The 22564-nt window shown below is 62.1% G+C and carries 19 protein-coding genes; 11 read left to right on the top strand and 8 right to left on the bottom strand.

Features of this window, described 5'->3' with window-relative positions:
• Window positions 1-326: 326 nt before the first annotated feature.
• Together AAHK20_RS08570 and AAHK20_RS08575 are read right to left on the bottom strand one after the other, a co-directional pair.
• The gene (locus tag AAHK20_RS08570) at window positions 327-1541 is read right to left on the bottom strand and encodes a glycosyltransferase family 2 protein (protein WP_449181036.1); all 1215 of its coding nucleotides are present in this window, start codon (window positions 1539-1541) and stop codon (window positions 327-329) included.
• A gap of 163 nt (window positions 1542-1704) precedes the next feature.
• Complete coding sequence (locus AAHK20_RS08575; RefSeq protein ID WP_449181037.1) at window positions 1705-2373, bottom strand: CmcI family methyltransferase; 669 nt, start codon at window positions 2371-2373, stop codon at window positions 1705-1707.
• A gap of 708 nt (window positions 2374-3081) precedes the next feature.
• Between AAHK20_RS08575 and AAHK20_RS08580 the strand changes: the two genes are divergently transcribed.
• Genes AAHK20_RS08580 through AAHK20_RS08595 form a run of 4 tightly spaced genes read left to right on the top strand, consistent with a single transcriptional unit; the run spans window position 3082 to window position 7805 of the window.
• Complete coding sequence (locus tag AAHK20_RS08580) at window positions 3082-3927, top strand: glycosyltransferase family 2 protein (protein WP_449181339.1); 846 nt, start codon at window positions 3082-3084, stop codon at window positions 3925-3927.
• Window positions 3924-4889, top strand: coding sequence for a UDP-glucose 4-epimerase family protein (locus tag AAHK20_RS08585; protein WP_449181038.1), 966 nt, complete (start codon window positions 3924-3926; stop codon window positions 4887-4889). Before AAHK20_RS08580 ends, AAHK20_RS08585 begins: the two co-directional genes overlap by 4 nt.
• A gap of 4 nt (window positions 4890-4893) precedes the next feature.
• Window positions 4894-5925: an MraY family glycosyltransferase gene (locus AAHK20_RS08590; protein ID WP_449181039.1), complete on the top strand. Its 1032-nt coding sequence runs from the start codon at window positions 4894-4896 to the stop codon at window positions 5923-5925.
• A 5-nt stretch (window positions 5926-5930) separates the two neighbouring features.
• Window positions 5931-7805 carry a polysaccharide biosynthesis protein gene (locus AAHK20_RS08595; RefSeq protein WP_449181040.1) on the top strand — a complete coding sequence of 625 codons (1875 nt, stop codon included), beginning with the start codon at window positions 5931-5933 and terminating at the stop codon, window positions 7803-7805.
• Between the two features lie 13 nt (window positions 7806-7818).
• Here the strand turns inward: AAHK20_RS08595 and AAHK20_RS08600 are convergent, their stop codons facing one another.
• From AAHK20_RS08600 to AAHK20_RS08615, 4 genes are all read right to left on the bottom strand, one after another.
• Complete coding sequence (locus AAHK20_RS08600; protein ID WP_449181041.1) at window positions 7819-8928, bottom strand: MraY family glycosyltransferase; 1110 nt, start codon at window positions 8926-8928, stop codon at window positions 7819-7821.
• 142 nt (window positions 8929-9070) lie between these two features.
• The gene (locus AAHK20_RS08605) at window positions 9071-10141 is read right to left on the bottom strand and encodes a serine hydrolase domain-containing protein (RefSeq protein WP_449181042.1); all 1071 of its coding nucleotides are present in this window, start codon (window positions 10139-10141) and stop codon (window positions 9071-9073) included.
• 26 nt (window positions 10142-10167) lie between these two features.
• Complete coding sequence (locus tag AAHK20_RS08610; RefSeq protein ID WP_449181043.1) at window positions 10168-11460, bottom strand: MFS transporter; 1293 nt, start codon at window positions 11458-11460, stop codon at window positions 10168-10170.
• The gene (locus tag AAHK20_RS08615) at window positions 11450-12904 is read right to left on the bottom strand and encodes a M20 family metallopeptidase (RefSeq protein WP_449181044.1); all 1455 of its coding nucleotides are present in this window, start codon (window positions 12902-12904) and stop codon (window positions 11450-11452) included. Before AAHK20_RS08615 ends, AAHK20_RS08610 begins: the two co-directional genes overlap by 11 nt.
• Window positions 12905-13050: 146 nt before the next feature.
• On the opposite strand from AAHK20_RS08615, the gene AAHK20_RS08620 reads away from it, so the two are divergent.
• Entirely contained in the window at window positions 13051-13956 is a 906-nt protein-coding gene (locus tag AAHK20_RS08620) for a LysR family transcriptional regulator (RefSeq protein WP_449181045.1), read from the top strand.
• 17 nt (window positions 13957-13973) lie between these two features.
• Here the strand turns inward: AAHK20_RS08620 and AAHK20_RS08625 are convergent, their stop codons facing one another.
• Window positions 13974-15887 (bottom strand): SMP-30/gluconolactonase/LRE family protein, encoded by a 1914-nt coding sequence (locus tag AAHK20_RS08625; protein WP_449181046.1) that lies wholly within the window; start codon window positions 15885-15887, stop codon window positions 13974-13976.
• Between the two features lie 294 nt (window positions 15888-16181).
• Between AAHK20_RS08625 and AAHK20_RS08630 the strand changes: the two genes are divergently transcribed.
• From AAHK20_RS08630 to AAHK20_RS08640, 3 genes are all read left to right on the top strand, one after another.
• The gene (locus tag AAHK20_RS08630) at window positions 16182-16502 is read left to right on the top strand and encodes a hypothetical protein (protein WP_449181047.1); all 321 of its coding nucleotides are present in this window, start codon (window positions 16182-16184) and stop codon (window positions 16500-16502) included.
• Between the two features lie 40 nt (window positions 16503-16542).
• Complete coding sequence (locus AAHK20_RS08635) at window positions 16543-16803, top strand: DUF1488 family protein (RefSeq protein WP_449181048.1); 261 nt, start codon at window positions 16543-16545, stop codon at window positions 16801-16803.
• A gap of 140 nt (window positions 16804-16943) precedes the next feature.
• Window positions 16944-17183, top strand: a complete 240-nt coding sequence (locus AAHK20_RS08640) for a hypothetical protein (protein WP_449181049.1) — start codon at window positions 16944-16946, stop codon at window positions 17181-17183.
• Window positions 17184-17226: 43 nt separating this feature from the next.
• On the opposite strand, the gene pdxR is transcribed toward AAHK20_RS08640, so the two are convergent.
• Window positions 17227-18768 carry a MocR-like pyridoxine biosynthesis transcription factor PdxR gene (gene pdxR, locus AAHK20_RS08645; protein WP_449181050.1) on the bottom strand — a complete coding sequence of 514 codons (1542 nt, stop codon included), beginning with the start codon at window positions 18766-18768 and terminating at the stop codon, window positions 17227-17229.
• A gap of 152 nt (window positions 18769-18920) precedes the next feature.
• On the opposite strand from pdxR, the gene AAHK20_RS08650 reads away from it, so the two are divergent.
• The 3 genes from AAHK20_RS08650 to AAHK20_RS08660 all read left to right on the top strand — a co-directional run bounded on the left by AAHK20_RS08650 (window position 18921) and on the right by AAHK20_RS08660 (window position 22563).
• Window positions 18921-20027: an ABC transporter ATP-binding protein gene (locus AAHK20_RS08650; protein WP_449181051.1), complete on the top strand. Its 1107-nt coding sequence runs from the start codon at window positions 18921-18923 to the stop codon at window positions 20025-20027.
• An 83-nt stretch (window positions 20028-20110) separates the two neighbouring features.
• Complete coding sequence (locus tag AAHK20_RS08655) at window positions 20111-21157, top strand: ABC transporter substrate-binding protein (RefSeq protein WP_449181052.1); 1047 nt, start codon at window positions 20111-20113, stop codon at window positions 21155-21157.
• Window positions 21158-21291: 134 nt separating this feature from the next.
• Window positions 21292-22563, top strand: coding sequence for an ABC transporter permease (locus tag AAHK20_RS08660; RefSeq protein WP_449181053.1), 1272 nt, complete (start codon window positions 21292-21294; stop codon window positions 22561-22563).
• Window position 22564: the final 1 nt, after the last annotated feature.

Here is a 22564-nt window from a genome sequence, read left to right on the forward strand (position 1 = left end):
AGCGGCGGAAGGAGCGCAAATTTCGGAGAAGGCTTAACACGTCAAATTTATTTTGAGACCGATTCGTCATGCAAATTGTCCGGAATGGGCTTGACAAGTGAGTTGTTGCGTCGCAGGGCTGAATCAGTGATTTTTTCTAGCCAGCGGCAGGCATCCATAATGTTAGCGTGGTTGCCCGGGTGCTGCGTATTTCAAAATTCGGGAGCGACGGAAGGAGCGCAAATTTCGGAGAAGGCTTAGCACATCAATTTTCTTTTGAGATCGATTCGTCATGCAAATTGTCCGGAATGGGCTTGACAAGTGAGTCGTCGCGTCGCGGGGCCGAATCAGCGATTTTTTTCTAGCCAGCGGAAGGCATCCATAATGTTAGCGTGGTTGCCAATGTCATGTCGGTATATTTTGGGCGGGTGATGAATATTCAACAATTCTCTTATGCCATAGCCGACCATTGGTCGCGGTAGTGTTTTGACGCGATCAAGCATTGCAAATGCCCATAAAATCTTCCCGGCATATCGCAGATCACGTGTATCGAACTCCTTCATTTTTTGTCTAAAAAATCGCCGGCTTGAAGTCTTGTTATATCCGCTGCCTTGGGCGAGTTCGAATATTTGGATCCGACGGTAACGGCGAAGATCAATATCCAGGTCGATCGAATCGGCCAAATGCCGTTTGATATATAGCGCAGCTATCAACCAGTTTCTATAGTGTCCAGTTCCTGGGTGGCCCAATGCGCGGAGAATCTCGTCGCTGCCGGCAGCAAGTTTGGCTTCCGGAACCGCGTCGCCAAAGAATTCATGGAATCCTTCTTCCTCTTGATTGTTCGCGTGAAAAAAACCGAACGAGCGCTTGGAGATGCCAATAATAATTTCAGGAGAAGGTGCGACGACAATTCTTTTGGCTGTCAAAAAAGTCAAGAAGCAAGCGTAGTAATCAGGGTAGGGCGACTGAAAAAAAGCCGCTTCCGAGCCACTGCCTTCTATGAATTTGCGCTGCCAGACAAAATGTTGTGCGTTAAAGCTTATCAAATGGCGAAATCGAAGAGCCTGCCTTACAAGCTGCCTTGCCTTTTGAATATCAAGCAAATAGGGGGTCGGGTATTCATCAAATAGGCTGCTATTGTTGACCGTGCAGAAGTACCCCGCGGCTTGGTCAGGAAGGACATTAGGATACGCGTAGTGATAAGCCATGCTATACACGACGTCCGGGTACGCGTGAGCCTCGATAATATGGCTCATTTTCTGAATGAAGCCCGGCGTCAAGGCGTCATCGTCGCCTAGCATGACGACGTAGTCGCCGGTTGCGGCTTTGAGTGCCCGATTCCAATTATCAGTTACTGAAATCGGCGCGTTCCCGCGTATGTAGCGCACGGGAACTGACGTAATCGTCCGAACATAGTCGATGTAATTTTCGCTGGAGGCGTTGTCGGAAATTACAATTTCTAAATTTCTTTCGCATTGCGCCAAAATTGAGTCGACAGCGTGTTTTAATAATTCGAGGCGATTACGGCTCGGCAATAGAATCGAGAAAGATGGTCTCGACATCGTATCCCCTCCTGTTTGGTGCATCATAGTCTTGTGATGGCGCATCGGAATAAGTTCAGTGGCGGCGTAAGAATCCTCGAGGATTCATCGTCAGCAAGAATCGTTCGCACGATCGATCGGCATAGAAGTGATCGTTTTCCGCTAGGAACCGATCGACCGCTTCTCACGAACCGGGCCCAAATTCCGGATAGGTGGGGTGGCCGTTTATGTTGGTATCTTTGACGACCAAGAAACCGCCTGGCCGAATGAAGCGTTGATAAAGCCGCAACTCCTGAAGAACGTGCTCACATCGATGATCGCCGTCCAAGATGACGAGCACGTTACGTCTCCCCTCCGCAGCTTTGGCGATTTGGTTGATCACTTCGTCGGCGATGCTGGATCCTGTTAGATAGGTGATTCGAGGATGTCGCGGTCGAATCGGGTCATGTGTGGCGTCTATGTCGATAGTAACAATCTCTCCGAAACCGACCAAATCACACATAGTCGCGAGATATAATGCGCTGCCGCCTTTATATGTCCCCACTTCGATAATTGAATCCGGGTTTTCCCGAGCGATTAATTCTTGATAGACCCACAGGTCGAGCAGGGATTTAAACATTTCGTAACCCATCCACGACAGCACGATGGTGTGGAGCCCGCGAAAATTATCTATCTTGCGATAGCGTAAGTCGGAGAGCGATTCGACACGTCGACGCTCCTCTTCTGTTAAATTCGGCTCGGCAAATGCAGCCCTAAATGTCCCTGAATTCGTGCTGGTCCAGGGTGGTGCGGCATTCGTATTGCGTTGAACGCTTTGCTTGCTGGTAATAAATTTGTGGATACGCTCAAACAAGATATCTCCTATTGAGAATATTGTATTTGCCGCGCCTGTGGGCGTCCTCAAGGATATTGTTGACGATCAGCCCGATGTGTAATTGAGCATCAACAAATGAGGCGCTTGAATAAAGACTATTCGCACTGCAATTTCGGCATTGAAATGAGGCACTTTGACGCTAACGGGAGGTTGGGATTGAGGGCAAGTTGGCCAACTGGCGAATCATGCCCGATGCGACCCTGGACGCCGTGCGGCTTTTTCAATTATCTTGCGCAGATACCGTTTGCCTAATCACTCGAGCTCGATTAACAAATATTCAGATATTGTTCATCAAACGCGTTAATATGACGAAGACTCTACCCCTGAGATCGCGGGAGCACAAACAAAGCGTGCCGTGTTGGGCAGGCGCGCTGTTCAATCTTGTCGATCCAGTGCGCTCTTGAAGACCGCTAGCCGAAATGTCGTGAGCCGTCATTTGGAACCGTACTCCATTTTGAGGCAAGTTGTTGTTAGTTGACATGTTCCGCCGCCTCAGGTCAAGCGCGGCGATGTTTTCCTTTTGGATGACTGCCCACCCGTAGCCTAAGTTTGTTCGGTCTCGTATTGCCCCGCGCAACAAAATGCAACCCAAGTTGCCCGGCCTCCCTGATTGAGCAACAATACAGCCCCACTGAGGGCATCATCACCGACAAAAGTGTCGCTTTAGACGACATCGCACGTTTTCTTATGAACGCTATAAGCGCGCCGAACGGCGTAACCCACGGCTTGTCCGTATCCGTCGTGGTCTACCGACCGGATCCGGTGCTTCTTGCGCGCACGTTGGCGAGCCTTGCGGCCGCATGTGAGCTAGTCCGTGCAAGGCATCCTAGTTTCACAGTTAGCCTGTGCCTCGTCGACAACGGCGGGCTGCCGGAGGTCTCCGCCGAGCTCGCCGCGCTGGGCGAACGTGGAGTTGTCAGCTCCATCGTCAGCGGCCACGGCAACGTAGGCTACGGCCGAGGTCATAATCTAGCGATTCAGCAGACGGCGAGCCGCTTTCACCTCGTACTGAACCCCGACATCGACCTCGACGAGCGCGCGCTCGTTGCAGCGCTCGATTTCTTCGCCGAACACCCTGACGTCGGGCTCCTGTCCCCTTGCATCGGCGACGACGCCGGTCAGATCCAGTACCTGTGCCGCCGCTATCCCACGGTACTCGACCTGTTCGTGCGCGGCTTCCTTCCGTCCTCCATGCGCAAGCTCTTTTCGCGGCGGCTGGCGCGCTACGAAATGCGCGACTTGATCAATGAGCGCGACATCGTCTGGGATCCGCCGATCGTCAGCGGCTGTTTCATGTTGTTTCGCACGGATGTGCTGAAAAAGCTCGCGGGATTCGACGACCGCTATTTCCTGTACTTCGAAGACTACGATCTGAGCCTGCGCACGCACGACACGGCGCGCATCGCTTACGCTCCCTCGGTGCGGGTGCGGCATCACGGCGGCGGCGCGGCGCGCAAGGGGCACGCGCACATCCGCATGTTTTCTTCGTCGGCATTCAAGTTTTTCAATCGTTTTGGCTGGAAGTGGGTATGAGCCAGGTCTTGGTCACGGGCGCCAACGGCTTCGTGGGACGGGCGCTGTGCCGTGCGTTTGTCGGGCAGGGGCATACGGTAACCGGTCTTGTACGACAGGCGGGAGGTTGTTCCGAGGGTGTTCAGGAGTGGGTCCAACAGAGCCAGGACTTCATCGGCCTGGATGTCGCGTGGCCCGCCGGATTGGACGTCGACTCGATCGTCCATCTGGCCGCACGTGTTCACGTGATGCAGGATCGCGCGGCCGATCCGCTGGCCGCTTTCCGGGCAACGAACGTCGAGGGCGCATTGCGCGTGGCGCAAGCGGCGCGGCGCAACGGGGCAACGAGATTTGTTTTCGTCAGCAGCATCAAGGCGGTGGGTGAAGCCGATCCGGGCCGCGCGTTGCGCGAGGACGATCCACCGCAGCCGCAAGATCCTTACGGCCGCTCGAAGCTTGAAGCAGAGGAGGCGCTCCTCCGTTTCGGCGAGGCGTCGGGGCTCGACGTCGTGATCGTCCGCCCGCCGCTGGTCTACGGTCCTGGTGTGCGCGCCAACTTCCTGCAGTTGATGGCAGCAATCGCGAAGGGGCGGCCGTTGCCTCTCGGCGCGATTTCGGCGCGGCGCAGCCTTGTTTACGCCGACAACCTTGCCGACGCGCTTCTGCGCTGCGCGACGGACCCGCGCGCCGCGCACGGACGCTTTCACGTCGCCGACGGCGAGGACCCGTCAGTGACCGAACTCGCGCAAGCACTGGGCAAGCATTTGCAGAAGCGCGCGCGTCTCGTTCCGATGCCGGTCGGCTTGCTGCGTTCGGCTGGGCGCTTAACGGGACGGTCGGCGCAGGTCGAGCGGCTGGTTGGTGATCTGCGCGTTGATATCACACACATTCGCACCGTGCTGGGCTGGCAGCCGCCGTACTCTGTCGACGACGGTCTGGCCGCGACTGCGCGCTGGTATCTGTCGACGCGCCAAGATAACTAGAGCCATGCCTGACTACCACAACTGGCTGCATTCCTGGCCCGCCGTTCTTCTCCTGGCCGCATGCGCGGCGCTCACCTGCGCGGCGATTCTTTGGATGCTCTTGAAAACCGGGCTGGCCTGGCGTCTCGCCACCGATATCCCAAATGACCGCTCGCTCCACGTGCGTCCGACGCCGCGTGTGGGAGGGTGGGGCATCGTCCCGGTATGCGTCGCTGCGATTGTCTTGGTAGCGCCCGCGTTGTGGCTGTTGGCTGCCTGTGCACTCTTTCTCGCCGCCGTTTCGCAGATCGACGACCGGCGGGGCCTGCCGGCACGGGTACGCTTTGCGGCGCACTTCGCCGCGGTGGTCGTGCTAATCGCAGTCTACCCAGCTGCGACGCCCTGGTGGGCGCTCGTCTGCATCGCATTTCTGATGTTATGGCTGGTCAATCTTTACAACTTCATGGATGGTGCCGACGGCCTTGCGGGCGGCATGGCGTTGTTCGGATTCGGCGGCTACGCGCTCGCGGCGCTGACGAGCGCGCATCCCACGCCCGAATTGGCGTTGGCGTGCGCGGCCGTGGTTGGGGCTGCGGCGGGCTTCCTATTCTTCAACTATCATCCGGCCCGGATTTTTCTCGGCGATGCCGGTTCGATCCCGCTGGGATTTCTTGCGGGCGCCCTCGGCTATTGGGGCTGGCGGGCCGGGACCTGGCCCATCTGGTTTCCCGCGATGGCGTTTGCGCCCTTCATCGGCGACGCGTCAGTGACCCTGGTGCGGCGTCTCGCGCGGCGAGAAAAATTTTGGCAAGCCCATCGAGAGCACTACTATCAACGGATGGTGCGCTCCGGCATGGGCCACGCCCGAACCGCGCAATGCTGGTACGCCGTGATGCTCGCGGGCATAATGCTTGCTTTTTGGGCGCTAGACCGTTCCATAGTCTTACAGTGGAGCCTCGTAGCCGTATGGGTTGTCATACTCGTGCTGATCGGCGCCGCAATCGATGTCCGTTGGCGTCGTTTTCAAACAACAGTTTCTGAGCAACCTGAGGTGTGACGCCGATGCTTCGACACAAAGCCTCGTGGCTGTCGTTCAGCGCTTTTCTTTTCGATCTAAGCGCCGTATTGGGCACATGGCTCGTCGCTTATCTGATTCGATTTAACGGTGCCATCCCAGACGATTTCTGGCATGGCGCGCTGCACGCGTTGGTCTGGGTGCTGCCGCTTTACGGCCTGATGTTCCGCGTTTTCGGCTTGTACCGCGGCATGTGGGTCTTCGCAAGCCTCCCCGATTTAATGCGCATCTCCAAGTCGGTGTTCACGGGCGGTGTCGTGATCACGGTGGCTGCGGTCATGGTGCAGCCGCTTCCGATCATCCCGCGCTCCGTCCTGATCGTCTCGCCGATCCTGCTGTTCCTCGTCATGGGCGGCGCCCGCGCGCTCTACCGCGCGACGAAAGAGTTCTACCTCTACGGCGGCCTTGTCGGCAAAGGCAAGCCGGTGATCGTCCTTGGCGCCGGCAACGCTGGCGCCAATCTCGCCCGCGAACTCGCGCGCTCCGGCGAATGGCGTCTGGTCGGCCTCCTCGATGACGATCCCGCCAAACAAGGCCGCGAAATATACGGCCATAAGGTGCTCGGCCCGGTCAGCGACCTCTCGCGCTGGGCGACGACCCTGCGCGCCGAGCACGCGATCATCGCAATGCCATCAGCCTCCGTCGACGCCCAGCGCCGCGTCGCCACGCTCTGCGTGCGCGCCGGCGTCCGCGCGATGGTGCTGCCCGCGCTCACCACGCTCACGCAAGGGCAGGCGTTCCTGTCGCGCGTGCGTCAGATCGACCTCGAGGACCTGCTCGGCCGCGACCCTGTCAAGATCGACATGCCGCACGTCGAAGCGCTGCTGCGCGGCCGCGTCGTGATGGTCACGGGCGCGGGCGGCTCGATCGGCTCGGAGCTGTGCCGCCAGATCCTGCGCTTCGCCCCGGCCCAACTGGTCGCGTACGATCTTTCCGAATTCGCGATGTACCGGCTGACCGAGGAGCTGCAGGATCGCTTCCCCGACTTGTCGGTGGTCCCGATCATCGGCGACGCGAAAGACTCGTTGCTGCTCGATCAAGCCATGTCGCGCTACGTGCCGTACATCGTCTTCCACGCCGCCGCCTACAAGCACGTTCCGCTGATGGAAGAGCTCAACGCCTGGCAGGCGGTGCGCAACAACGTGCTCGGCACCTATCGCGTCGCGCGCGCGGCGATCCGGCACAACGTAAGGCACTTCGTGCTGATTTCCACCGACAAGGCCGTCAACCCGACCAATGTGATGGGCGCGAGCAAGCGTCTCGCGGAGATGGCCTGTCAGGCATTGCAGCAGACGAGCGGGCACACCCAGTTCGAAACCGTGCGCTTCGGCAACGTGCTGGGCAGCGCGGGCAGCGTGATTCCGAAGTTCCAGCAGCAGATCGGCAAGGGCGGTCCGGTGACGGTCACGCATCCGGAAATCACGCGCTTCTTCATGACGATTCCTGAAGCATCCCAGCTCGTGCTTCAAGCGTCGAGCATGGGGCACGGCGGCGAGATCTTCATTCTCGACATGGGCGAGCCGGTCCGGATCGTCGATCTGGCGCGCGACCTGATTCGGCTTTACGGCTACACGGAAGAACAGATCCGCATCGTTTTCACGGGGCTGCGTCCCGGTGAAAAACTCTACGAAGAGCTGCTCGCCGACGACGAAACGACCACCCGTACGCCGCATCCGAAGCTACGCATCGCGAAGGCTCGCGAGGTGCCGGACCATCTGCTCGACGAGCTGCTGCCGTGGCTGATGCAGCATCGCGTCTTGCCGGACGACGAAGTGCGCCGCGATCTACGTCGCTGGGTGCCGGAATATCAATCCACGGTGGCGCCTGTGTTGCAGAGCGTGCCGTCGGCGGCTGCACGATAACAAACTAAATACGCTACGGCCGGTGGTGATGGCCCCGGCGAAACACCAGCCACCTTGGCGACTTGAACCGCACGATGCTGACGTAGAGCCACACATACGTCGCGGCAAACACGACGACAAAGCAGAACAGGTGCACCGTGTGGCGCCAGAACAGCGTCGCCGGAATCACCGCAATCAGGCAGAGCAGCCACAGATACGGCGACGTCATCGAATTGCGCCGCGTGAGTTCATGCGCGGTGCGCACCCCCACCGCCCAGCGCATCAGCCGCTTGTAGACGAGCATGTGCAGATGCACGCCGTCCGGAATCCCCGGCGATATCCCGCGGACGAACTTCTTCCGGTAGATCGAGAAGCACGTCTCGAAGATCGGATACATGAAGAGCAGCACCGGATACCACGCCGACACGTCGCGGTTCCGCATCACGAGCAGGATCGACAGCTCCGCGAGCATGAAACCGATGAAGTAAGCGCCGCCGTCGCCGAGAAAAATCAGCCCGGCCGGGAAATTCCACATGAAAAAGCCCATCACGGCGCCCATCATGATGAACGACGCGGACAGCACGATCGGGTCGTGCACCTGGAACGCCACATAGGCGAGCGACGCGAACATCATGAACGCGACCATCGATGCGAGGCCGTTGAAGCCGTCGATGATGTTGATCGCGTTCGCGAGCGCGGCCACCGCGAGCACGGTCACGGCGCACGAAATCACCGCATACGACAGCAGGAAATCGAGCGGCGGCACACTGATGCGCGTGACGGCGATATTGAGCGCGAAATAGGCGAGGGCGGCCGCGCCCATCGTGCAGACGAGGCGCGCGAGCGGCGAGACGCGCTTCGTGAGGTCCTCGACGAGGCCCGACGCGAACGCCGGAATGCCGCAGACGATGAGCCCGAGAATGCCGCCGGACACGGCCGGATAGGCCGGATGCAGCTCGACCGCGCCGACGACGAGCCCAGCCAGGATTCCGATCCCGCCGACACGCGGCACCGGCCGGGCGTGGAATTTCTGGACGCCGGCAAGATCGGTATCGGTCGAGAATTTTTCGTGCAGATGCGCGTAGCGCACGATCAACAGCGTGATCAGCAGCGAAACGAGAAAACCAAGCGCAAAGCTAAGCATTGAAGTGGCCTGAAGACGGACGCCGAATTATACAAATGAATCAGGGCTGTCCGTCCGATCGCACCAAACGCGGGGCGGGCGATCGAGCCGATCGCAACGGCGGAGCGCACGGCGGCCGAACCGTGAACTCGCCGCAGCGGCGCTATCTAAAACACACCGCGTCGACGGCCCGCAGCATCCTGCCAAAGAATTCGTCCGCGACCTGCGGATCGAGCCAGCGCACGATCAGCGCGATCTTTCTTTCGGGTTCGATCCACATGAACGAGCTCCCGGCGCCGACGCCGAAATAGCTCGACTCCGGGACGCTCGGAAATACGCGTCGTCCGGTATTGAGCCAGACCAGGGAGCCATAGAACGGGGCGATGGCGCACGGCGTGCGCATCCGCGCGAGCCATGCGCTCGACAAGACGCGCCGTCCTTGTGCGAGACCGTCATCGAGCAGCATCTGCGCGACCTTCAGCTGATCGTTCGCGCTGACCGACATCCCGCCGCCCCAATGCGAGCCGCCCGGCACCGACTGCACGCGCCGGCCGCCGACCTCGACCCATGCATCGTCATACCCGACCCATTGCCAGTGCTCGCTCGCCCCCACAGGCCGCATGATCGCTTCGCGAAACACGTCGGGCAGCGGCTGGCCGAACAGATGCAGCAGCGCGAGCGAGAGCTGATTGATGCGCACGTCGTTGTACTCCCAGTACGTGCCGGGGCGCTGCAGGGGACGCGGGTCGCCTTTCCGGCCGTCGGGCGGCGCGGCGAACGTGACCGCGCGGTAGTGGTCGGCCTGATCGGACAAGCCGAAGCACGTACCTCGCCATTCGCTCGTCTGCTGGAGCAGGTGCGTCCACGTGACCGCGGCGTTGTGCTCGTCGTCGAAGCCGATTCCCGGCACGCGTACGCACACCGGCTCGTCGGGATCGGGCAGCAGGCCGCGATCGTGCGCGACGCCGGCGAGCAGCGCGAGATACGTCTTCGCAATGCTGAACGTCAGGTCGGCGCGATCGGGCTCGCCCCAGGTTGCGAGGGGACGTCCGTCGACCGCAAGCGCGCCCGACACCGGGCCGCGATCGTGCAGCGGGCCGAGCAGCCGGTTCCAGGGCGGCGGATCGTTGACGTGCACGCCGAACGCGCCTCCCGTGTGGCGATCCCAGGTCGATTCGTGGTCGACGGAAAACTGGATGGCGTTTCTGATTTCCTGCGGAAGAGTGTCTTGCATGGGTAACTTCCCGGGTTTCGATCGATTCAACGCACGCGCAGCCGCGCTCGCGCCCACAAAATCGTGAACAGGCTCACGACCGCCGCGAACATCAGATACAGACCCGGCGCGAGGTTGTTGCCCGTCGCCGCGATCAGCGAGGTCACCACGAGCGGCGTGAACCCGCCGAACACCGTGGTGCCGATGTTGTAGCCGATGGCCATGCCGGTCGTGCGCGTGCGGACCGGAAACAGCTCCGCCATCAGCGCGGGAATCGCCGCGAAGTAGGCCGTCTTCAGCAAGGCGACCCAGGCGACGGCGGCGAGCAGCGTGGGTAGCGTTGGATACGCGTTCATGAGCACGAAGGCCGGATACACGGTCAAGAGGAACAGCACACCCGCGCCGAGCATGATGCGCGTGCGGCCGACCTTGTCCGACCAGTGTCCGACGAGTGGCGTGAGCAGCGTCACGATCAATCCGGCAAGGAAGGTCGCGATAAAGCCGGACGTCGGCGCGAGCCCCAACTGGCGCGCCGCATACGTCGGCATATAGAGAAGGATGTACTGGGCCGACGTCGTGAGCACGAGCACGCCGATCGATACGAGCACGCGCGACTTCTGCGCGGCGAGCAGCTCGCGCACCGGCGAGGCGGCTTTTTCGCTGCGCTCGAACTCGGGCGATTCGTCGACGCGGCGACGGATATACAAGCCGACCGGGCCGATCAGCATGCCGAACAGGAACGGCACGCGCCATCCCCAGCCTTCAAGCTGCGGCTGCGTGAGCGCGCCCGTGAGCACGGCGCCGAAGGCGGACGCGAGCAACGTGCTCGCACCCTGGCTCGAGAACTGCCAGCTCGACATGAAACCGCTGCGCTCGGGGGCATGCTCGACGAGGAACGCGGTCGAGCTGCCGAACTCGCCGCCCGCCGAGAAGCCTTGCAGCAGGCGCGACACGAAGATTCCGATGGGCGCTAAAAGTCCGATCGTCGCGTATGACGGCATCAGCGCGACCAGGCCGGTGCCCACCGTCATCATCGCGATCGAGAGCGTCAGCGATGCCTTGCGTCCCTTGCGGTCGCTATAGGAGCCGAGCACGATCGCGCCGACGGGCCGCGCCAGATACGACAGCGCGAACGTGCCGAACGCGAGCAGCAGCGATACGGTCGCGTCATGCATGGGGAAGAACAGCTTCGACAGCGTGGTCGCGAAGTAGCCGTAGACCATCAAGTCGTAGAACTCGAGCGCGTTGCCGATCGAGGTCGCGACGATCAGGCGCGAGGTGCCCGCGCCGGACGCGGACGAGGCAACGGCGTGGCTGGCGGCGGCGGATTCAGTGCTCATGGCGGCGTCCTCGGGCAAGGGTGGCGGCAACAGGCGGGGCGGGGTTGCATGCGGCGAGGGTCGCGTCGGACGCCTGAACGCCGAGGTCCCAGAAGAGCCCGGCCATGATGCGCAGCGCGTCGCGCGCGACGGGACCGAGCAAATGCTCGTCCGGCGCGTGCTGCGAGCAGCCCGGGTAAGAGTGCGGCACCCATAGCGTCGGCATGCCCAGCACCTCGGCGAACACGTCGTTCGGCAGCGTGCCGCCGAGGTTCGGCAGCAGCACCGGTTCGCGGTCCGTCGTCAGACGCAGCGAGCGCAGCGCCCACTGGACCCACGGATCGTCGGGATCGACGCGCGTGGCGGGCACGCCGCGCTCCACCTCGATCTCGACGATGCCGAAGCCCTGCGCGTCGAGATGGCGGCGCACGATCGGCTCGAGGTTTTGCCAATCCGTGCCGACGACGAAGCGCAACTGCATGAATGCGACGGCATGCGGCGGAATTGCGTTCACGGGCTTGTCGGGATTGCCGGTGCGAAACGCGAGCACCTCGAGGCTGTTCCAGCCGAACACGCGCTCGGGCGGGGTGAGGCCGGGCTCGCCATAGTCCGCGTCGACGGTCGGTTCGCCGGGATTGCCGCCGACCTGCAGGCCCGCGAGCGCACGGCGCACGGCGTCGGAGATCGGCGGCGGGCGCAGCCCGTCGACCAGAATCCGTCCGTTCGCGTCGGCGAGCGATGCGATCGCATTCGCGAGCACGACGCCCGGATTGCGCAGCAGACCGCCCCAGTTGCCCGAATGATGGCCGCCGTCGCGCAGCTTCGCTTCGAGCTTGAAGTTCACGACGCCGCGCGAGCCGAGGAACACGGTCGGCCGTTCGGCGCTGAGGCGCGGGCCGTCCGAGGCGATCAGCACGTCCGCCGCGAGCTCGTCGCGCAACTGCTCGCAGAGCGCATGCAGGCCCGGCGACCCGACTTCTTCGCCGGTCTCGAACAGCAGCTTGAGGTTGAAGCCGAGCTTGCCGGCGCGCGCGTCGAGCACGGCTTTCAGCGCGGCCAGGTTGATGCTGTGCTGGCCCTTGTTGTCGGCGGTGCCGCGGCCGTACCAGCGCTCGCCGTCCACCGTGACCTCCCATGGTGAAAGGCCTTCGCGCCACTGGGCGTCGTAGCCGCGCACCACATCGCCGTGGCCGTAACCGAGCACGGTCGGCAGCCGGTCGTCTTCGTGGCGGTGCGCGATCAGGAACGGGCCGGCGCCTGCCGTCGGATTGTCGACGATGCGGCACGTAAATCCCCAGCCGGTCAGGAGCGGCGTCAGCTCGCGCTCGAGATAGTCGCGCAGGCGCGCGCCGCTCTCTGCTTCCTGGCTCTCGGTGCGATACGCGACGCGGCGCCGGAGGTCATCGAGGAAGCGGCCGGAGTCGTACTCGGCGGCCGCGGTTTGGATGGCGATTTCACGAGTCAACGGGCTTTCTCCTTGCGTCGTACGATTGGGGGCGCGCGGGGCGTGGCAAGCAGTCGAAACGATCGTGGAGCCGCCGATATTTCTGCACAATTACAATATTTCTCAGCTATCGTTGCCGAAACGGCAAAGCGGCCACGCCCATCGACATGGACCACACAGCACTGCGCTACTTTCTCGAAGTGGCCCGCAGCGGATCGCTGAGCAAGGCGTCCGAGCGGCTCTACGTGGCCGTGTCGGCGCTGAGCCGGCAGATTGGGAAGCTGGAAGAGGAACTGGGCACGCCGCTGTTCGAGCGCCGTCCGCGCGGCATGGTGTTGAGCGAAGCGGGGCGGCTGCTTGCCGAGCACGCGCGGCGCAGCCTGTTGGAGTCGGAGCGCGTGGTCAGCGAAATTCGCGGCCTGCACGAGGGCGGCCGCGCAACGATACGCGTGGCGAGCTCCGAGGGCGTCGCGCCGTATTTTCTGCCGCAAGTGTTCGCGCATTTTCTGAAGACGCATCCGGCGACGCACTTCCAGCTCGACGTGTCGTCGCCGTCGGTGGCGACGCAGCGCGTACGGGAAGGCACATCCGATATTGCCGTGTGCTTCAGCATCGCGCCCGAAAAGGAAATCAACGTCCACTACTCGCAGCGCGCGCCGATTTACGCGCTCGTGCGGCGCGGCCATCCACTCGCCTCGCGCGAGTCGGTGTCGCTGAAGGACCTCGCCCCGTGGCCGCTCGCCATGGACAATCAGGGCGTCACGATCCGTCAATTGTTCGACATTGCGTGCAGCCTGGCGGGGCTCGTCTTCGAGCCGGCGTTCGTCAGCAACTACCACGCGGCGCTGCAGAGCTTCGTACGGCTAACCGACGCCGTCACGCTGACGGGCTATCTGACGGTGCGCAGCCGACTCGAAGTGGACGGGCTCGCGGCCGTGCCGATCACGAACCCGGCGCTGCACCAGCGCACCTTGCAGGTTCAGACCATGGCGGGACGCACGTTGCCTCAGGCGATCGAGTCGTTTATCGAGCTGCTCACGCGTGCGATCGACGATCCCGCCATCGTCGATTGATGCGTTTGCGCCTCTGTTTAGGGTGTCCAGCGATAAATGATGACGCTGGCCCCGTTGTAGTTGTCCTTCGTGATCACGTACTCCCCGGTCGACCGACGGTACGATCTGAGGCCGTACATCGAATCCACGTCATTGCCTACGTACACGGTGTTGGGGGTGCTGTTGATCAACGTGGTGTCCAGGCTGCCTGTGGTCAGGTTGAAGGCATCGATGTTGGGCACCGTGTGTACGTATCCCACGAAGAGATAGTTGCCGGCCGCCGTGATCGACTTGGGATTGGTGCTGGTCAGGTTGATCACCGGATTTGGAACGGTCGTGTTGCCTGCGAGCCAGCCGTGATACACCTCGATCCGCGTTCCGATCGACGTCCAATCCGTGCTCCCGACAACGCCCTGTGCCAGGATCATCGTGTCGCTTTCCGGCAGGTAGATGATGCGTGTCAATGGCGCGATCGTGCCGGGAATCGGAGTGGCAATGCCTGCTCCCCAGCTCGGCTTACCGTTGGCATCGAAGCCGATCAGCGGAAAGTGCCAGAGGGCATTCGTTTTGTCCAAACCGGCCCAGACGTCCCCTTTGCTGTCGAGGCAGAATCCGTCCCTGACCGGCGCGGTCGTATTGAACGCTGTACCGGGAATCGTGGCGTCCGGTATGGCGATGTAGCCATTCGCAGCATTGAAGTGGAAGAAGTAGAAGGTATCGGGATTCTGGCCCGACGCCACCAGGATCCGGTTGGCGCCGACGGCGGCAAGCTCGCTGAAGTGCTCATCGCGTGAGCGATCGTTCATGTTGAGCCGTGGATCGGATGGATAGTCGATCGGATCGACGGTGTTCGCTACGAAGGTCCCGCCGGCGGTGCCGGTATAGATGTTGGTGCCCCCATAGAAGTACGCACCGTCGGTACTCGGGTCCGGCGCGGCGCCCCCCTCGAAGTTCAGAGACTGGAGTTTCCATTGCAGGTGGCCATAACTGTCGTAGGAGCGGATGTCGGTGCCGCCGTCCCGGCCGAAATCCCAGCTTCCGCCCCACGGGTTGTTGAGCACGTACAAGTTGCCGGCGGCGTCTTTGCCGATGCCGGCAACGCGGGCAAAACGCAGATCGCCGACCTGGCCTTTGATCCCCGTTGTCGTATCGAGATATCCCCCTTGAATGCCGAATGTGCTGACCAGAAATGGAATGCTCAAAACGTTATAGATCTTGATGTTCATGTCGGGGCCCTCGTCGCCGATCATGAGACACCTCGTCGACGCGTCGAAATACAACGAGGCCGGTCGAGAGGTGGCGGACAGCTGGATGGTGTTCACGAGCACGCCGGCCGGATTGAATTCGAGGATCGCGCCCGCACTCTTCTGCGCAACCCAGATGTTTCCTGCGCTGTCCACCGCGAGCGCGCCAGGGCCCGAGACGGCGATATCCTGCCGCCAGACGCCGTCGATGGTATAGACGCGGACGCGATTACCAGGGAAGTCGCTTGCATAAAGGAGCGAACCCGACGTCGCGAGTCCCGTGATGACATCGACCTGCGGCTCAGTCGTCGCCGCGCTGACAGAGATGAGAAAGTCGCGGCTTTGGGTGGTTCGGTTGTACCGCCCCACTGTACCGCTGCCATAAGTGCTATTGAATTGCAGGGCGGCGAAGATCGAAGCTGCATTACCCGTAATGGCGCTGCCCTGAAACTCGCCGTGACCTCCTATGGACCCCAGGCTTTGGCCGTTTTGGTATATCGCGACACCACCTTCGTTTTCGTCCCACATGGAAGCCGTGTAGATGACGCCCTCGGGCGCTACCCAGATGGAGCGCGCGACGCTACCCACGCGGGTAGCGTTGGTCCCATATGTGTTCGCCACCCAGTCAGTCGTGTACTGTCCCTGGCACTCCGGCGCAAGCGTAGCGACTAGCAGCGCGGCGAGGAACGCCGCGTAGATTCGTTTCATGATCGTGAAGCGTGCCTTCCGGAGGCACCTGAATTGCGGGATTGCGGGTTCGCCCATGCCTGCAGCGTTGACGACCTGATGGACTTTGCATGGGGACCGGGTGAGGGTTCCTGTGACTGCCTTCCTTGTCGCGATGTCATGCAAGCGTTGCGTCCGTCCGACTCAACGATGCATTCGAGCGGTATATCGGCGAGGTGCGGAAAAGGTTGAGCTGTTCACCGAAGTGCAGGCAGCATGGTCCGGTACGTCGGGGCTGGCTGGGTAAGGAGGAGCGCTCGTGCAGGAGGGACTTGCATGTCCACACGATATTTCATTCTGGGCGAACGTCGCCGCATGGTTGAAGTATTTGATCCGCAGGCGTGGTCTCAATGGATGGCAGACAACGACACCGTACTTCGACTGACGGAATTCGAGAGCCTGGGCATTAGCGTGCTGACTCGATTCGAGGGGACCGCCACCTCGGATGGATCGAAATCACCATTTTCGACGAGCATCATCGAAGGTCGCGAGCAAAGCGCGGCGATCCCGTCCGGGACGTATAGTGAGGCGTTGCGGCAGCATGACCGGATGGTCGATCGTGTGTTGGCGGCGGCCACCACGCGTAGCCGTTCGTGATGTTTTGACCCTACGTTTTCCGCAAGCATGGAGAAGCGAAATGTCGATCGAATTTACCGGACGGCGCCATGCGGTCGCGGCCGCGCGCGTCGCGTTCGAAGCGAGCGTTCAGGGCAAGGAAGTCTGGTGCAGCATCTCCATGGACGCGTTGAACGACCATTTCTCGAACACGGGAACGTCTTCGCATGACCTGATCAAGGCATTCGAGGCCAATCGGAAGAGAATCGAGGACGCCGCGCGGCGCGTGCTCGAGCAAAATGGTGGTCAGTCAGTCGAACTCGAGACGCGTGATTTCGACTGAGTGGCGATGTGTTGGTGCGGATGCTATCGTTCACACGTCACTTCACAGCGGGACCGATAACGACGGTGTCCTGTTTGAAGTATTTATCGAATTAATGCGGATAGACCGCTAAAAAATAGAAAAGTATCGACGGGGACGCTATGAAGCAACTGATTGATCAAGACATCACTCATGTTGCCCGCATGATGCGGGTGTCGTTACTCGGGGACCTCGCGGGCCCGATTCTTCCTTCCTCATATTGGCGCAAACGCGTCCAGCAGCTTCGGCATGCACCGTCGCTCACGAAAGCGCAACTTTGCACGATAGACGGCCTGCTGCAGGAGCTCGACGCGTTCGACGCGGGTGTGTCTGCAGCGCCTGTTGCCCCAGCCGTTCCCTAGCCAGGATAGACCCACGTCGTCGTCGCCTGAGTCCTGCTCTCGCTCAGCTGCCGACTCGTTGCGCGGATGCAGCCACTGTCTTTTCGATCACCCGGGCAAGTGCCGAAAACGCCGGCCCAATACGCTCGCTAGGTACGCAGGCATAGCCGAGCAGCAACCCGGGTCTCACATGCGCCTCGCGGTGGTAGTACGCCGTGAGCGGGCGCACGATCACGCCCGCTTCGTAGGCCGCTTGCGTGACCGCGCGGTCGTCCGCGTGATCGGGCAGGCCGAGCACCAGATGCAGTCCCGCTTCGTCGCCCATGACCGGCAGCTCTGCGCCGAAGTGTGCGGTGATCGCATCGATCAGGATCTGGCGGCGTTCGCCGTACAGCGCACGCATGCGGCGCACGTGCGAGGTTAGGTGACCGTCCATGATGAATTCCGCGAGCACTGCCTGATGCATCAACTGGCCCTCGCGATAGAGTTCGGCGACGCCGGTGCGAAATTTGTCTACCAGATGCTCGGGCGCAATCATGTAGCCGATGCGCAAGCCCGGGAACAGCATCTTGCCGAGGCTGCCGACGTAGATCACCTGGCCCGCGTCGTCGAGGCCTTGCAGCGACGCGAGCGGGCGGCTTCCGTAGCGGAATTCGCTGTCGTAGTCGTCTTCAATGATCCACACGCTGTGCTGGCGCGCGTATTCGAGCAGGGTGCGGCGGCGCGCGAGCGACATCACCATGCCGAGCGGATACTGGTGCGACGGTGTCACGAGCGCGAGGTGGGGCGGGTCCCGCAGGTCGTGTTCGCTCGGGTTGAGCCCTTCGTCGTCGACCGGCACCGGCACGAGCCTCACGCCCAGCGATTCGAGCACGCTGCGCGCGCCCCAGTAACACGGCTCCTCGACCCACGCGCGGTCGCCGACATCGGTCAGGAGGCGCACCGCGAGATCGATGGATTGGTGGATGCCCGTCGTGATGATGATCTGGTCCGGCGTGCATTTGACCGAGCGAGCCACGCGCAGATAGTCCGACAACGCGCGACGCAGCGGGCGATAGCCGCCGCCCGGGGCGTAAGTCAGCAGGTCGGGATTCGCGTCTTTCCAGAGCTTGGCCTGCAGGCGGCTCCAGGTGCGCGCGGGGAACTCGGCGACGTCGGGCACGCCCGGCATGAAGGCGCCCCATTGCTTCGGCGCGACGCCGGCCTTGCGGATCAGGCGCTGTCCGCGCGTGGACAGGTCGCCCCTTTCGCAGCGCGCAGGCGCAGCCAAGGAAGCTGCCGAGGCCGGAGGATCCGGATCGGCCGCAAGCTTGCGCGCGTTGACCGCGGCGGTGTCCGGGCGCGTGTCCGCGACATAGGTGCCGCTGCCGGTCGACGAGAGCACGTAGCCTTCGGCCGTGAGCTGGTCGTACACGTGCACGACCGTATTGCGCGCGATCCGCAGATCATTCGCCAGCGTTCGCGAACTGGGCAGCTTGGTGCCGGGCGCGAGCTGGCCCGTCAGGATCGCCTGCTGCATTAGGCGCAGCAGCTGCCGGTAGCCGGGCTCGGCCGAGCCCCGGTCGAGCTGGGCGGCGAGCCAGTCCGACAAGATCACCGTATCCAAGTGGTTCTATCCAGAATATTGAAATGGTTCCGTATTGTAGAACCGTGACGGTCTATAGTGGCTCCCATGTTTGCTGCCTGGCTTCGTTTTCGATAGAGCCGGTCGAAAGCTAAGGGAATACCCGGAAAGGAATTCGGAAGGAGACTTGGACGATGAAAACGGAAGACGTAATTGTCAGCTTTCGGGGCGTGCGCAAGACCTATGACGGCGAGACGCTCGTCGTCAAGCAACTCGACCTCGACATCTATCAGGGCGAGTTCCTGACGCTGCTCGGGCCGTCGGGCTCCGGCAAGACGACTTGTCTCATGATGCTGGCCGGCTTCGAGTTCCCGACCGGCGGCGAGATCTGGCTCGACGGCACGCTGCTCAATACCGTGCCGCCGCACAAGCGCAACATCGGCATGGTGTTTCAGAACTACGCGCTGTTTCCGCACCTGACCGTCGAGCAGAACGTCGCCTATCCGCTGACGGTCAGGAAGTGTTCCGCTGACGAGCGCGCCCATCGCGTGAATAACGCGCTGAAAATGGTCCGCATGGAAGGTTTCGCGAAGCGCTACCCCGCGCAGCTGTCCGGGGGCCAGCAGCAGCGCATCGCTTTGGCGCGTGCGCTCGTGTTCGAGCCGAAGCTCGTGCTGATGGACGAGCCGCTCGGCGCGCTCGATAAGCAATTGCGCGAGCATATGCAGTACGAACTGAAATCGCTGCATGAGAAACTCGGCGTCACGTTCGTCTACGTGACGCACGACCAGGGCGAGGCGCTGACGATGTCCGATCGCGTCGCCGTGTTCGACAAGGGCATCGTGCAGCAGCTCGATACCGTCGACCGTCTCTACGAGTCGCCCTGCAACGAATTCGTCGCGAACTTCATCGGCGACAGCAACCGGCTGCGCGGCACGATCGCGAACGTCGACGGCGAGTTCTGCGAGTTCCATCTGCTCGACGGCACACGTCTCGTCGGGCGCAACATCGGCGGCGCGCGGGCTGGAGCAAAGGCTGTCGCATGCATTCGCCCGGAGCGCATGAGGCTCGCTAGCCGCGCGAATGGCGCGACGAACGGCTCGAATGCGCTCGCCGGCGAAGCGCGCAGCCTGATCTATTTCGGCGATCACGTGCGCATGCGCTGCGGCGTACGCGAACAGGACGAATGCTTCGTGAAGGTGCCGCTCGGCACCGAAGCGATCGATGCCTTCGCCCCCGGCGCACCGGTATCCCTCGAATTCGCGGCAGAACATCTGCGCATCTTTGCCGAGGCAGCCTGAGCCGCACAGGCGCCTCGACGCTGCGGCATGACACCCCCGTTCCACCTTATTTGGCGCATCACCACACAAAAGAGGAAGACATCATGATGAAGTTCGGAAAATCGCGCTGTGCATTGGCTGTCGGCGTAGCGTTCGCACTCGGTGCGGCGCACGCCGGCGCGGCGGAGTTGACCGTCGTCAACTTCGGCGGTGCAAATGGCGACGCGCAGAAAGCCGCGTTCAACCAGCCGTTCGAAACGGAGTCGGGTAACAAGGTGACGGCCGTCGAATACAACGGCGAGCAAGCCAAGGTCAAGGCGATGGTCGAAGCGAAGCACGTGAACTGGGACGTCGTCGAAGTGGAGTCGGGCGATCTCGGCCGCGGCTGCGACGAAGGCCTGTACGAGAAGCTCGACTGGTCGAAGATCGCGAAGAAGGGCGACCTGATTCCCGAAGCGCCGCAAACGTGCGGTGCGGGCATCTTCGTGTGGTCGACCGTGTTCGCCTACAACGCGGACAAGCTGAAGGCCGCGCCGACGAGCTGGGCCGATTTCTGGAACGTTTCGAAGTTCCCGGGCAAGCGCGGCATGCGCAAGGGCGCGCGCTACAACCTCGAATTCGCGCTGATGGCCGACGGCGTCGCGCCGAAGGACGTCTACAAGGTGCTCGCGACGAAGGAAGGCCAGGATCGCGCCTTCAAGAAGCTCGATGAGCTCAAGCCGAACATCCAATGGTGGGAAGCCGGCGCGCAGCCGCCGCAGTTCCTGGTGGCCGGCGACGTCGTGATGTCGACGGCGTACAACGGCCGCATCGACGCCGCGCAGAAGGAAGGCAAGAACCTGAAGGTGGTCTGGAACGGCAGCATCTACGACCTCGACTACTGGGCGATTCCGAAGGGCACGCCGAACAAGGATCTGGCCGTCAAGTACATCGCCTATTCGCTGTCGTCGAAGCCGCAGCAGGACTACGCGAAGCACATCGCGTACGGGCCGGTGAATGTCGCCGCGGTCAAGTCGCTGGACGCGAAGACGCTCGCCAACCTGCCGAACTCGCCGGCCAACGGCAAGAACGCGGTGCTGCAGGATCTGACGTTCTGGAACGACCATGGCGACGAGCTGGAGCAGCGCTTCGCCTCGTGGGCGGCGAAGTAATCGCGTAGTGGCGGCGCGCGGCTTCGTGCAGGCAGAGAGATGACGAAGCCGCGCCGCATTTCGTACTGGCAGGACCCAGGCAGCACCCACGGCTCACCGTGGCATGTGATCCGTTGCAATGCAGGAGACAACGCGTGACCACGACGACTATCCCCGCCGATTCGACGACAGCGTCGGCGCAAAAGCTTAAGCGCGAGCTGAAGGCCGCGGAGGCGAGAAAGCGCACGATGGCGCTCTTGCTCGTCGCGCCGCTGGCCATTTTTCTGCTGCTGATTTTCGTCGTGCCGATCGGCGCGCTATTGACGCGCGCTGTGCAGAACCCCGAGATCGCCACGGCATTGCCGCATACGGTCGACGCGCTGCGCGACTGGGACCGCAAGTCGCCGCCGGGCGACGCCGCCTACGCGGCGCTCGCAACCGACCTCACCGCGAACCAGGACGGCGAAGTACTCGGCGCACTGGCGCGCCGCTTGAACACTGAAATTCCCGGCTATCGCTCGCTCGCCGCGAAGACGGCGCGCGCAATGCCGCTCAACGACGATGCAGGCCACGCGCTGCCTCCTGCGCAGATCAAAGCCAAGCTGCTCGAGCTCGATTCGCGCTGGGGCGACGTCGCGTACTGGCAGGCCATCGCCAAGAACGGCAGCGCGTATTCGCCGTTCTATCTGCTTGCGTCGCTGGACCACAAGCAGGATGCGTTCGGCCATATCGCGCCAAGCGACCCCGATCAGCAGATCTACCTCACCGTGTTCAGCCGGACGTTCGCGATCAGCGCCGCCGTGACGGTGTTCTGCCTGTTGCTCGGCTATCCGCTCGCCTACTGGATTTCGACGCTTAACGAGCGCCGCGCGAACCTCGTGATGATCCTGGTGCTGATTCCGTTCTGGACGTCGATCCTCGTGCGCGTCGCAGCGTGGATCGTGCTTCTGCAAAGCGAAGGGCTCGTCAACAAGGCGCTGATCGGCAGCGGCCTGATTCACGATCCGCTCGCGCTGCTGTTCAACCGGGTGGGCGTCTACATTTCGATGACGCACATCCTGCTGCCCTTCATGATCCTGCCTCTGTACAGCGTGATGAAGTCGATTCCGTCGACCTATCAACGCGCGGCGGTGTCGCTCGGCAGCCATCCGTTCGCGGCGTTCTGGCGCGTGTACGTGCCGCAGACCTATCCGGGCATCGGCGCGGGCGCGCTGCTCGTCTTCATCCTGGCGATCGGCTACTACATCACGCCCGCGCTGCTGGGCGGGCCGAACGATCAGATGGTGAGCTACTACGTCGCCTATTTCACGAACGTCACGATCAACTGGGGCATGGCGTGCGCGCTGGGCGGCTTGCTGCTGGCGGCGACGCTCTTGCTGTACGTCGTGTATGGACGCTTCACCCGCTCGAATTTGAGCCTCGGCTGAA

The organism is Trinickia camelliae, assembly GCF_053525655.1.